Consider the following 12,529-nt stretch of genomic DNA (forward strand, 5'->3'; position numbering starts at 1 on the left):
TTCAGAATTATTCCACTTCTATCTGTTTCACCTGCAAATTGCCGCCACTCTCTACTTGCAGAGCATGGCTGCCGCAATGCGGGCACCCGGCATCGTGCCGTTCAATCTCTACGCTGGCGCTACACTCCCAGCACCAAGCCATTGCCGGCAGGTAACTGAGATGCAGTTGGCAATCGGCGGCCAGTGTCTGGCGGCTAGCGACATCAAAACTGAATCGCAGGGCGCTCTCTTCAATGCAAGAGAGCGCACCAATCTCTAGCCATACTGCGGTTATCCGTTTGGCACCGTGGCGCTGCGCCTGCTGTTCAATCAGCTCTAGCGTGCTGAGGCATAAGCTGATTTCATGCATGTTGATTCTTTATTTGGCTAACTTTATTAAACAAAGCTCGCCGCCGTGGATTGGCAGGGCCGTCGGCATCTACCACCGGCAGTGAGAGCGCCATGCGCGCACTTTGCTCTGCCAGTTGCAGCGCCCGTTCCGCACTGAGGGTGGTATCCAGTGGCGACATCAGCGAGCGACTCAGGTATTGGCCACAGCCCGCCACTTCGCTGACGGTAAAACCGATGGTGCCGCAAGGTAGCGCTAGCATCAGTCGCTCGCCCACAGCGCGGCGCTGCCAGCTTTGATCTGGCCCCGGTAACACCACTAAACTCAGCATCCACGGCGTCAAGAGCGCGCCAATCCACTGCTGCTCAAATAGCTGAAATCCACAGGCCCGCAGTGGGATGTGGTCACGGTAAAATGGCAAACCGCGCATCGACTCAGCGGCTATCTGACCAAAGCGGCTCTCCAGCAACGCCGCCGGATTGTGTTGATGGCCGGTAATCACATCAGACATGACTCTCTTCCCGTCGGTTGAGGGTGACGCCACTGGCCCGCAGCGCCGCCAGGATCTGTTCCAGTGCCAGTTCCATTGCTTGCGTCACGGTCGAGGTCAGGCCGATCCCCGGTGCCAGTGACTCCGGCACCACGCCCACCAGTGTCAGTTGGCGCGGGAACTCATCAGTCAGTTGCAGTGCCATCAGCACATCACATAGCCCCAATTGATGGGGCGACACTTTGCGGCTAAACATGGCGGGGATCTCTTTATCACGCAGCACTGCGACACTGCCCGGCGGCTGGCCGGTTAACACCGCATCAGCCACAATCAGATGATCGCGATCTGCCATCGCCTCCATTAGCTCCAGACCGGCCGTGCCGCCATCCAGCACTTCGACGCCCGCAGGAATGGTAAAGCGCTGCTCCAATGCTTCCACCAGACGCACTCCCACCGCTTCATCGCTAAGTAGCAAATTACCTATACCTAATACCAAAATCCCCATCACAGCACCTTGACTTTGGTCACTTCGTTGCCCGTTGTATCAACAATATGTACAGCGCAAGACATACACGGGTCGAATGAGTGAATGGTTCGCACCACCTCCAGCGGTTTGGCGGGATCGGCAATCGGCGTGCCCACCAGCGCTTGCTCGTAAGGCCCCGGTTCGTCGTTATAGTTACGTGGCCCGGCATTCCAGGTGGAGGGCACCACCGCCTGATAATTGGCGATTTTGCCGTCCTTGATCACCACCCAGTGCGACAACATGCCGCGCGGTGCCTCTTCAAATCCGACACCACGTATTTCCCCAGTCAATGGGATATCCGGCTTGATAAAGGTCTCCACATCACCGGTGCCAATATTGGTGACCAGTGCCGTCCATTGCTGCGCCAGCGTTTCATGTAGCACGCAGCAATGCACCGCACGCCCAATAATGCGGCCCAGTGTTGAAGGTAACTGTTCGGCAGTGATCCCCTGCCCGCTGAGCTGTTGATAGGCCGCGCCAATATCGCTGAAGTGCTGCTTGGTTGGCCCATGGTCTGCCGCCATGCCGCACATCAGCCACGCCAGTGGCCCCACTTCCACGGTTTTGCCGTAGAAGGTCGGCGCTTTGACCCACGAATATTTGCCATCTTCCTGCCAGCCGGTGTAATTCGGGTTGGTTTTACCCTCCCATGGCGCGAGCGGTTCGTCGTCCTGATACCAGGCGTGCTTGCCGCTTTCGGCAATGCCTTTGATCAGGTAAGGATCGTTGTGATTAGCAATCGGGCGGAAACTGCCATTTTCCAAATACCCGCCCGGCAGCAGGAAGGTTTCACCTTTGCGATCTGTCGGTAGCTCCGGCACGCTGAGGTAGTTATCCGCCCCTTTGCCCAGATGGAGCCAGCCCGGATAGTGAGCGGCGATCACCGCCGTATCCACCTTGTAAACCTGCTCGATAAAGCTGCCCAGACGATCAATGAAGGATTTCACCAGCATCAGGCGCTCCAGATTGAGCACGCTCGGCATATCCAGATTGATCGGGTTAGCCACGCCACCTACCGCAAGATTCTGAATATGCGGGGTTTTACCGCCCAAAACGGCCACAATGCGGTTAGCATCGCGCTGACACTCCAGTGCTTGCAGGTAGTGCGCCACCGCAATCAGATTCACCTCTGGCGGCAACGCCATCGCCGGATGGCCCCAATAGCCGTTGGCAAAAATACCCAACTGCCCGCTGGCAACCAGATCTTTGATTTTCTGCTGCACGCGGGTGAACTCTTCGGCGCTGTTCAATGACCAACTGGATAGGCCGCTCAACATGGCGGCTGCCTTTTGTGGCGAGGCTTGCAGCGCAGAGGTGACATCCACCCAATCCAGCGCCGACAGTTGATAGAAGTGCACGATATGGTCATGAATGCTATGGGCCGCCAGGATCAGGTTGCGGATATGCTGCGCGTTAACCGGCACTTCCATCCCCAGCGCGTTCTCCACCGCACGCACCGAGGCGATGGCATGAATGGTGGTACAGACGCCGCAAATGCGCTGCACAATCATCCAGGCATCGCGCGGATCGTTGCCCTGTAAAATCTCCTCCATGCCACGCCACATGGTGCCGGAGGACCAGGCCTTGATCACCTTGCCATCCTCAATTTCGCAGTCGATCCGTAGGTGTCCCTCAATGCGGGTGACGGGATCAATGGTGATGCGTTGGCTCATGCTTTACCTCTGTTTGATTACTCTTATGTAACTGTCCGTGAGCGGGAAGCACCGGCAACAGCCGAATCAATAAAATGTAGGCGCAGACCTCAATGGCGACGAAGCCGATTGAGATCAAAATTTCACTGGTGGTGGGGAAGTAGTTGTAGCCACCGCCGGGGTTGAAGGCCAGCAACGAGTAGTTGAGCCGCCACAGTGCCGCGCCGCCAATCATGCAGAGCGCGCCGATAAAGAGTAAGCGGCTATCCTCTCTGGCGCGCCGAATACGGAAGATCAGCAGCGGCAGGGTCATCAGCACGATTTCGGCCCAAAAGGCGATGGCGTAGCGGTCAAAATGCCACAGATAATCGGTTTTATGGCGCACCATGACTTCACCGAGGCGCAGCAGCACAAACAGCAGCAGGAACAGATCTATGATGGTGGTTAAGCGGGTGAACAGCGGCGTTTCATTGGCCCCTCGCCCGCGCAATCCCGCCTGTACTAAGGATCCTTCGAAAATGACAATCGAGAAACCCAGAATGGCGGCAGTCAGCAGGGAGAACAGCGGCAGCATCTCATAACTTTGCCACAGGGGGTGGATCTTGGCGCCCGCAGCAATCATCAGTGACCCCATGGAGGACTGATGCATGGTGGGCAGCAGCGCACCGAGGGCGATGATAAAGAACATCACTTTGTTCAGCCGCTTCAGCGAGACTTTCCAGCCGAGACGCTCGAACAGGGCGGGCGCAAACTCCAGCGCCATCACGCCGATGTAAATCGTCATACAGACGGCGGTTTCGAACAGCACCGAGTTGACGTTGAAATAGCCGGGAATGAAGAAGTAGGGCAGGTTCCAGTAGCGGCCCACGTCAATGGTGATCGACAAACCGCCGAGCGCGTAGCCAAACAGGCTCGCGAGCAGTGCCGGGCGTACCAGCGGGTGATACTCACCACGGTTAAACACGTAAACCGCCCACGCCAGCGCCCAGCCGCCACAGGCAAGACCTGTGCCGACCAGTAAGTCGAAGGCGATCCAGATCCCCCACGGGAAGCCGCCATTCAAATCACTGACAGACCCCAGCCCAAGCACCAAGCGCTTGCCTATCAGCAGCGCGCAGAGCACCACAAAGGGCGCTAACAGCATCACTGGCCAACTGACCAGCCACCCACCCAGTGGACTGGATTTATGCATCGTCATCGCGACTTTCCTTTTTGTTCTGCGTCTGCGGCTTACCCTGGCTCTGTGGCGGCTCCTGACTATCATCTTCTTTGCGCTCATCGCGGGTATTGCGATGCACCAGTGCCGTGACACCCGCCAGTACCGCCAGCGGTAGGATCATGCCTTTGTACAGCGTATGCTGGACATGCTCAGAGCGCGCGCCAGTCGCCAGTTCTGCCAGTGGCGGCAAATCGAGTTTCTCGGCCGGGATCCCCGCCAGCACCAAGACCTGTGTGCCGCCGCCCTCTTTTTCACCATAAACGTGCTGATCATAGTGGGCGACCGGGTGCTCGTAGGGGTCGTTGGCACTGAGTGTTTGACGCGGGAAGCGGTAGTTTTCACCCGGTTTCAGGGTCAGCCGCCGTTGCGCCTCAGACAGCAACTCCTCACGGGTGCCGAATATCACCGCACCGGTTGGGCACACTTCGACACAGCCGGGTAGCCCGCCTTTGTCCAGCCGCTCCACCCCTTTCTGATTGCACAACTCACATTTGTGGATCTTGCCAAAGGGGTTGTCGTAATCATATTTCGGCACATTGAATGGGCAGCCGACCATGCAATAGCGGCAGCCAGTACAGACATTGGGGTCATAGTGGACGATGCCGGTTTTGGCATCTTTGCGCAGTGCACTCACCGGACAGACAGAAACACAGTTGGGATCAACGCAGTGCATACACTGCTTTTTGATATAGGCGTAGCCGTCTTCCAGCTGATCTTTATGGATCCCCGCGCCGCTGGTCCACACCTGAATAATGTTGTTGGTGTAGGGGCTAAGTTTGTCATTGTTTGACCAGATGGCCTCACCACCGGCATAGGTTTCGCCATGTTCGGCAAACTCACTATGGTTGATCTGCTGGCATTTGCTCACACACGCCTGACAACCGACACATAACGTGGAGTCATATAACATGCTCAGCGCACCGGGGATCGGTGGCCGATTTTGTACCTCAGCTCGCGCACTGGGCGAAAGCCCTGCCAGCAGCACGCCGCCAGAGGCTAATTTGAAAAAGTGACGTCGGTTCACGGCTACTCCTCCCGCGATGAGTGATCGTCATCTTTGCGGCGCTGTTTCTGTTGCCGCCCCAGCTCACGGACGGTCATCAGGCTAACGCCCGCCACCAATCCCACCACGCCGCCCAGCAGTGCCGTCGCCGTGGTCGAAACCTCGCCGCCTTCCGGATTATGAATCAGCGGTTTTTCAGCGCGCGGTGTGGGATTTTCCACATTCGCCAATTGGGCGATGCCTTTGGTGAAGCCAATTCCCTCTTCATTGCAGCCGTAGCAAGGATGCCCGATACCCACCGGCCAGATGCCACCGCCGACATCGCAGAACTCCAGTGTCGGGCAGTTGCCATAAGTCTCTGGCCCTTTACAGCCCAAGTGGTAAAGGCAGTAGCCCTGCCGGTGACCTTCATCGCCAAACTGGCGCGCAAAGCGGCCGGCATCAAAGTGCGGACGGCGCTCGCAGTTTTCATGGATCAAGCGGCCATAAGCAAAGGTTGGGCGGTTCTTGGCATCCAACGCGGGTGGCCGCTGGAAAGTGATGATATGGGCGACAGTCGCCAGAAAGTTATGCGGGTTGGGTGGGCAGCCGGGGATATTAATCACCGTTTTGCCGGGCAGTGCGTCTTGCAAACTCACCGCGCCAGTCGGGTTGCCGCCAGTGGCAGGCACCCCCCCCCAGGCGGAGCAGGAGCCAATGGCAATAATCGCCGCTGCATGTTCCGCTGCTTCGCGGATATGCTCGACAATGGGTTTGCCCGCCACCATGCAGTAAATCCCGCCATCTTTCAGCGGGATAGAGCCATCGACCACCAACACATACTTCCCTTTATACTGTTCGATAGCCCGGTGCTTATTCTCCTCCGCTTGCTCACCAAATGCCGCCGACAGCACTTCGTGATACTCCATCGAGATGACACTGAGTAGTAGATTCTCAATGGTGGGATGGGTTGAACGCAACAACGATTCAGTACAACCGGTACACTCCTGCGCACCAATCCAGATGACCGGTGGCCGTTGCGGTGAGCTGACCGTGTTAGCAATTTCAGCGGCAGCCTTACTGCTAAGACCCATGGTGGCAGCCAGTGCTGCACAAAGCTTCATAAAATCACGACGGTTAACGCCATGCTGGGAAAGCATGTTTTTTTCCCCTGTCATTATTATTCCTCTGTTTATACCCTTAGATAAAACATGGTTTTAGTGTTAATAGTTTGTAACCTCACCAATTTAATTAAGTTGATCTTTATCAATGGAAATTGATTGAATGATTGAGGGGGGAATATCTGTGAACTAAAACCGTTTCAGCAAAATATTTCATTTGCCAGAAAATAAAAAATCTGTCACGCGATACCCGCGAATAATATCGGTGAAACTCAATATCATTTACCCAAAAACATAAATTGAGTTAATGACTTTAATGGCAGGTTACTTATTTTAGTTTTTTAACTATGAATATTAATTTCATAAGTCGGGAAATGAAAACAGATAATGTCAGCCCCGGGAAATAACTCGTTATAGGTATATTGAGTCGATAATTTAACCTGCGACAGAGCCAGATGCGCTGCCGTCATCACCTTACTGGGGTTAGTCGATAACCCATCAGAGCGGTAATATCATGCCCAAAGGTGGCACACGCGGCCCCCTCGCCAATTCAGCCCAGACACATAACCATTAATCTCACTCACCAATATCGTAGTTAATTGTATATTTTGTGTTTTAATCAATTTATTGGTAAATGAGTCGTGCTATGATTTGCTTACCGGTCACTATTCAACCGGTTAGGCAGCAAATGAGCGAATCCCGATGAGCTTACTCCAGTAAGTGATTCGGGTGAGTAAGCGCAGCTAACACCGCTGCAACTTCAAGGGAAGGGTATCACCCAAACTAATTGGAGTTGCAGGTAGGCAGCAAACGAACGAATCCCGATGAGCTTACTCTAGTAAGTGATTCGGGTGAGTAAGCGCAGCTAACACCGCTGCAACTTCAAGTAGGAAGGGTCCGCTATGAAAAAATCATTCATTGTTGCTGCTATAGCCGTCGCCACACTCAGTGGCTGCGCCAATAATAATTCACTTTCGGGCGATACCTTCAGCAGTTCCCAGGCGGGTCAAGCCCAATCAGTCACTTACGGCACCCTGGTTTCTGTTCGCCCGGTCACTATTCAGGGTGGGGATGGAAATAATATTGCCGGTGCGGTCGGTGGGGCTGTTGTGGGTGGCTTTTTGGGTAACACCATTGGTGGTGGTACTGGCCGTCGTCTCGGTACAGCCGCAGGGGCAGTTGCCGGTGGCGTTGTCGGCCAACAAGTCCAGAGCATGATGAACCGTAGCAGTGGGGTTGAACTGGAAGTCCGCCGTGATAATGGCACCACCTTCCTGGTGGTTCAGGCGCAAGGGGTGACACAGTTCCATGCGGGTCAACGGGTGACTATTGCCACCAATGGCAATAGTGTCACTATCACGCCACGATAATTTTTGGCGTGACAAATAGCGACATTCGATGGGCGTTAGCAGGAGTAGCATTATCAAATCGAATATCGCCAATAAAAAACACCGTCCAGCCCTGAGGTTCGAGGGTAGGCTGGACGGTGAAAAATAAGAGTGTCACTGTTCGACTTTTTTGACCGCCGACTTCACGACATTCTCACCGTGGTTGCCAAAGAACTGATATAGGGTGTCCGACGCTGTTTTGGTTAAGACCATAATTTCGATACGTCGGTTACTGGCCGCTAAAGGCTCTGTTGGGGTCAGTAGCATCTGATCCGCCATCGCATTGATTTGCAGCACTCGCTCCTCACTCAATCCGCCTTTTACCAGCGCTTTATGCGCCATTAGTGCCCTTTCGCCAGATAGATTCCAGTTGTTATACAGCACCTGATCACGATAACGGGATGCATCGGTATGACCGGTAATAATGATTTTATTGTCCATTTCATTAAAAGCCGGCGCCAGTTCAGCCAGTAAGCGACTGAAGAATGGGGTCAATAACGCACTGCTGCGCTGAAACATATCCCGCTGCTTATCATCTTGAATCAAGATACGTAGCCCTTGCGGCACCATCTCCATTTTCAAGTTAGATTGCGCGTCGTAGGTCGAGGTGATTTGCATAATAATGCGCGATAACTCTTCCATCTCTTTACCCGACTTATCCACCACCTCTTCTAATGATTGCTCTGGCTTTGGCACCTCCACTGCAAGGTTACTTTTGGTCTCTTTGGCCTGTTCGTGACCATCAATGCTGTCGGAGAACTTGCCGCCACCACTCTTACTTTTGGAGGGGATCGAAATATAGGATTGCTGTTCAAAAATGGTTTCGCCATTCAATTGCGCCACAATTTCTTGTCGCTCCTCCTCGGAGACGACCCCAACAATCCACAACACCATAAACAGTGCCATCATCGCCAGGGTAAAGTCAGCAAAAGCGACTTTCCATGCCCCGGAATGCCCACCACCATGTTTTTTTCTGGCAGCTCGTTTGACAATTGTAGTTTGACCCTCTCTGGCATGACTCCTCATTACGCGCCTGCCATCATCAGTTTGCTAATCCAGGAGTCCAACGTGGCAAAGGTCGGTTTACTCTCCAGCGGTAACATTTTGCGGCCTGCATCGACAGCCAGTAGTGAAGGTTTACCCGCGACATGATTAACCAGTACCATGCGCACACACTCAAAGAATGCCAGCTTCTTTTTCATCTCCTGCTCCATGGCATTGGCCATGGGGTCCATCAGGCAATAACAGATAAATACCCCAAGGAAAGTGCCGATCAAAGCAGCAGCTACTTTGATGCCAATCATCGCAATCGAACCATCAATGGATTGCATCGTAATAATAATACCTAATACCGCAGCGCAGATCCCGAAACCAGGCATGGCCTCTGCTGTACGATGAAAAGAGCGCGAAGGTACTAGCAACTCCTCTTCCACGGCGGATAACTCTTGTTCTAATATCCCTTCCAATTCGTGCTGGTTAATTTTCCCCATCGCCATTAGGCGGAAGTTATCAGAAATAAAGGTCACTAAATGGTGGTCTTGTAAAATAAGGGGATAGCGTTGAAATAACGCGCTATTTTCTGGTATTTCAATATGCTCATCCAGACGTTTTAAGCCACCTTCATCGACCATTTCCAGCAACTCATAAAGCAGCATCAATAGTTGTTGCTGAAATTCAGCACTATATTCACTCTTACGTGTTACCGCGACAATTTGGTGCCACATCTCCTTGAGCACATAACTAGGATTCGCTAATATCATGGCACCAATACCGGAACCAAAAATAATAATAATCTCACCTGGTTGCCAGAAGGAAGATAAAATTCCGCCTGACATGATATACCCGCCAATCACACATACCATAATGACCAACAGGCCAAATAACTTCTGCATAACACCCTCGATAATTTAAAAAAACAATTTAATCTTCTGAACTAATTTCTTATTTAGCTGACAGATACGCGCTTCTGTCAGATCTAATACCTGAGCAATTTCTTTCATGCTCATCTCTTGCTGATAATAAAGATGTAGAATCATTTGCTCTCTTTCATCAAGTGAGGCAATGGCATGATTAAGATTATCTTCAACAATAATACTTTCGTCTAACTGCCGACTCTGCAAAGCATCGGTAGGCGTCTCCAATGAGAGAATATCGTCCAGACTTTCCATCGCACCAGCACTCTCCAATAATAGATACTCTTGGTACGCCTCCGCCGTCAGTTGTAATTCTGCTGCTATCTCTTCAAAGCTCGGTTCATGGCCTAATCGTCGTGCCATCTGCCTAATAGCTTCATTGGTTTTATGGGTTTTCTGCCTTAATCGGCGAGGGCGCCAATCATGTTCGCGCAGCTGATCCAATACTGCGCCACGAATACGATGAACAGCATAGGCGGCAAATTGCCCATCAGGATGACCATAGCGGCGCAATGCCTCTAATAGCCCCATCAGAGCAATTTGCTGCATATCCTCCTTGCCGATAACGCTGTCCGCCTGAAATGAAAGTTGCCTGACAATACGTTTTACCAATGGTAAATACGCCTCCAGGTATTTCCCTTCTTCCACAGGGGTCAACGATAAGTTATCGCTAGTTTCTATTATTGCCATATTGATTACTGGAATACCATTCGGCTAATCACCACATCATCAAATGGCATTGGTGCATTCAATTTTTCAAAGTCAACTTTATATTCGTTCATTAGCTGACGACGCAAATCAACAATAGAGGTATGACGCACTGCCTGATAATCCATACTAGAAATTAAATTAACTGTCGCGGCCCGAATCACTGGCACCATCGCAATCACTTTCTTAATATCATCATCATCACCAGTGGCAATACCTAATTCCAACTGCAGATAACGCTCGCTATTTTTATCTTTCAGCGTAATGATAATATTTTTAATTTCAACAAACTGTACTGCTTTATCACCACGTATAAATGATTTGCTGACAGTAACAGGTTGGCTGTTGGCTTTGTTAAAAATAATATCACGGCAGAATACAGCCATTGCTGCGATCAGGGCAATTAATAATAGAATTACCCACTTTTTCTTGCTGTTCATTTATAGTCCTTTATACCGTGATTAGAAGCGTACCATCATCGGTACTCATCTCTATTTGAGTGTCAATATGTTGTGCTGCCAGGATATCGGCTTGCTGCTGTTGGCTCTGCTGCTGTTGTCGTTGCTGCTGCTGGCTATTGGCCGAGATTTGCACCTCTACCGCCGTCGTGTTTTGCCCCATCAACGTTTGGCGCAGCTCCGCACTGCTCTGTTGTAATGCCCGATAGACATCCCCTTGACTCGCATTGATATGAACCTGCAATTTTCCTCCTTCCATATGCAGTGAAATATCAATCTTGCCCATGTCCGGTGGATCAAGACGAATGGTGGCATGTTGCACTTTACTCTCAACTTGTAATTGCAGACGTTCGCCCAGTGCGGTGCGCAACTGCTGCGGCCACTCTTTTTGATTGTTGGCTAAAACCAGTTTATTTTCAGCATGTTGTGCTGCGGCGGTATGACTCTCAGTGTTGGCAACAGGAGTCATCGCCGCAGGGATCGCGCCAATCCCCCCCTCGGCCATCAAGCGAACTGCCGGTTGTTCACTAGTCACCGCCGCCGGAGGCACGATATCCAGCCTTGGGCCGATGGATTTCAGCAAATTTATCAGTGGCGATGACTTATCTTCCCCATTTATTGGCAATGGCTCCGCCACCGAGTGGCTATCTGCCAATGGCGTGCTGTGGGGGAAAGGCGCAATAGTCATTGGCGGCGTACTTTGCGCCCCCCTACTCTGCCCATAAGGCTGCAACAATACGTCCAACAACTGCTGGTTCTGTTCATCCGTCGACGGCAACAGGGGGTCATCACCACTGTGACTGCCGCCACTGCCATCATGGCCATCAAATCCCACAATCAAGTCCATCACCACCGATGGCCGTAACGAAATGGGCTGATGGGGTTGCCATGCCTGCGTGAGTGTCGCGTCAAAGGTGGTCAGATCGTTTACCCCACCCTCATCGGCACTGCCCGCGATGGGAGCAGTCCCCGGTTGCGCCACGGATACCAATTGGCTGTCAGCCTGGGCAAAGCCAGATAGTGTAATCACCTCAGCCTCTCTTCTTGTGCCATATCCTGATAGGCGGAAATCGCCATCGCCGCGTAGGCGGTAATGCCTGGTTGCTGCTGACGCATTTTGGCTAATTCAGCTTTTATCTGCTGTTTTTTCAGACCGCAACACTGATAAGCATGTTGAAAAGCCAGCTTCAACTGCTTTAGCGCCTCTTGCTGTGGTGCAGAGAGCGGCATCCCTGCCTGACTCGTCAATAGCTGGGCGATATCCTGGTTCACCTGCTGCACCTGCTGCCAATTCTGCTGATGAGTCGCCCGCGCCAGCGCTGTGGCTAATTTTTCAACCAATGTGATAGCGAACATGCCTACTCCTCTCTGATATCTTGCCAGGCGAAATAGAGTGGCTGCAAAACAGTCTCCACCTCGTCAATTAATTCAACGGAGAGTTTTGAGCTGGCGTCATATAAGCGATAAACACAATAGTCATAGATTTTTCTAAATGTGTTTGCCAGTTCAAATTCACCATCAAAATTTAATGAACTGGTCATCACATTAAGAATATCGATGCACTTATTGATGCTACGCGCCTTATGCATATAACGCTGATTAATAATATGCCCCTTCGCTTTAATCAACTCATCATTCAAATGACTAAAAAGCGTCAGCATTAATTGCTTTGGCGAGGCAGCAATAATCTGCGTAATAGTGTCACTCTCCCCATAGGGGTCTTGATTGATTTCGTTATACATGA

15 protein-coding genes are annotated in these 12,529 nt (G+C 51.9%); 1 reads left to right on the forward strand and 14 read right to left on the reverse strand.

The annotated features are described in order from the left end of the window. Positions 1-7 precede the first annotated feature (7 nt). Genes hypA through hybO form a run of 7 tightly spaced genes read right to left on the reverse strand, consistent with a single transcriptional unit; the run spans position 8 to position 6,375 of the window. Entirely contained in the window at positions 8-349 is a 342-nt protein-coding gene (gene hypA, locus AACW11_RS05735) for a hydrogenase maturation nickel metallochaperone HypA (RefSeq protein WP_057648758.1), read from the reverse strand. Continuing rightward, positions 342-839: a hydrogenase-2 assembly chaperone gene (gene hybE, locus AACW11_RS05740; RefSeq protein ID WP_212584011.1), complete on the reverse strand. Its 498-nt coding sequence runs from the start codon at positions 837-839 to the stop codon at positions 342-344. The genes hypA and hybE overlap by 8 nt, the downstream gene beginning before the upstream one ends. Further along, positions 832-1,323: a HyaD/HybD family hydrogenase maturation endopeptidase gene (locus AACW11_RS05745; protein ID WP_212584012.1), complete on the reverse strand. Its 492-nt coding sequence runs from the start codon at positions 1,321-1,323 to the stop codon at positions 832-834. Before AACW11_RS05745 ends, hybE begins: the two co-directional genes overlap by 8 nt. Then, the gene (hybC, locus tag AACW11_RS05750; RefSeq protein WP_212584013.1) at positions 1,323-3,017 is read right to left on the reverse strand and encodes a hydrogenase 2 large subunit; all 1,695 of its coding nucleotides are present in this window, start codon (positions 3,015-3,017) and stop codon (positions 1,323-1,325) included. The genes AACW11_RS05745 and hybC overlap by 1 nt, the downstream gene beginning before the upstream one ends. Continuing rightward, positions 2,995-4,194: a Ni/Fe-hydrogenase cytochrome b subunit gene (gene hybB / locus AACW11_RS05755; protein WP_212584014.1), complete on the reverse strand. Its 1,200-nt coding sequence runs from the start codon at positions 4,192-4,194 to the stop codon at positions 2,995-2,997. Before hybB ends, hybC begins: the two co-directional genes overlap by 23 nt. After that, a complete protein-coding gene (gene hybA / locus AACW11_RS05760) occupies positions 4,181-5,239 on the reverse strand; it encodes a hydrogenase 2 operon protein HybA (protein WP_212584015.1) in 1,059 nt (352 codons plus the stop codon). Before hybA ends, hybB begins: the two co-directional genes overlap by 14 nt. A 2-nt stretch (positions 5,240-5,241) precedes the next feature. Next, positions 5,242-6,375, reverse strand: coding sequence for a hydrogenase 2 small subunit (hybO, locus tag AACW11_RS05765; RefSeq protein ID WP_212584016.1), 1,134 nt, complete (start codon positions 6,373-6,375; stop codon positions 5,242-5,244). A gap of 845 nt (positions 6,376-7,220) precedes the next feature. Here hybO and AACW11_RS05770 point away from each other — a divergent pair. Then, positions 7,221-7,688 carry an outer membrane lipoprotein gene (locus tag AACW11_RS05770; RefSeq protein ID WP_212584017.1) on the forward strand — a complete coding sequence of 156 codons (468 nt, stop codon included), beginning with the start codon at positions 7,221-7,223 and terminating at the stop codon, positions 7,686-7,688. Between the two features lie 132 nt (positions 7,689-7,820). On the opposite strand, the gene lafU is transcribed toward AACW11_RS05770, so the two are convergent. The 7 genes from lafU to fliS are packed head-to-tail and all read right to left on the reverse strand — an operon-like array spanning position 7,821 to position 12,527. Continuing rightward, the gene (lafU, locus tag AACW11_RS05775) at positions 7,821-8,732 is read right to left on the reverse strand and encodes a putative lateral flagellar export/assembly protein LafU (protein ID WP_212584018.1); all 912 of its coding nucleotides are present in this window, start codon (positions 8,730-8,732) and stop codon (positions 7,821-7,823) included. Then, a complete protein-coding gene (gene motA / locus AACW11_RS05780; protein WP_212584019.1) occupies positions 8,732-9,598 on the reverse strand; it encodes a flagellar motor stator protein MotA in 867 nt (288 codons plus the stop codon). Before motA ends, lafU begins: the two co-directional genes overlap by 1 nt. Before the next feature lie 15 nt (positions 9,599-9,613). Beyond that, a complete protein-coding gene (locus AACW11_RS05785) occupies positions 9,614-10,309 on the reverse strand; it encodes a FliA/WhiG family RNA polymerase sigma factor (protein ID WP_212584020.1) in 696 nt (231 codons plus the stop codon). Between the two features lie 5 nt (positions 10,310-10,314). Next, entirely contained in the window at positions 10,315-10,767 is a 453-nt protein-coding gene (locus AACW11_RS05790; RefSeq protein ID WP_212584021.1) for a flagellar basal body-associated FliL family protein, read from the reverse strand. Between the two features lie 10 nt (positions 10,768-10,777). Further along, complete coding sequence (locus AACW11_RS05795; RefSeq protein ID WP_212584022.1) at positions 10,778-11,815, reverse strand: flagellar hook-length control protein FliK; 1,038 nt, start codon at positions 11,813-11,815, stop codon at positions 10,778-10,780. Next, complete coding sequence (locus AACW11_RS05800; protein ID WP_212584023.1) at positions 11,812-12,141, reverse strand: hypothetical protein; 330 nt, start codon at positions 12,139-12,141, stop codon at positions 11,812-11,814. The genes AACW11_RS05795 and AACW11_RS05800 overlap by 4 nt, the downstream gene beginning before the upstream one ends. 2 nt (positions 12,142-12,143) lie before the next feature. After that, positions 12,144-12,527 (reverse strand): flagellar export chaperone FliS, encoded by a 384-nt coding sequence (gene fliS, locus AACW11_RS05805; protein WP_054873026.1) that lies wholly within the window; start codon positions 12,525-12,527, stop codon positions 12,144-12,146. Between the last annotated feature and the right edge of the window lie 2 nt (positions 12,528-12,529).

The sequence above is a fragment of the Yersinia sp. Marseille-Q3913 genome (assembly GCF_963892745.1).
Classification (GTDB): domain Bacteria; phylum Pseudomonadota; class Gammaproteobacteria; order Enterobacterales; family Enterobacteriaceae; genus Yersinia; species Yersinia bercovieri.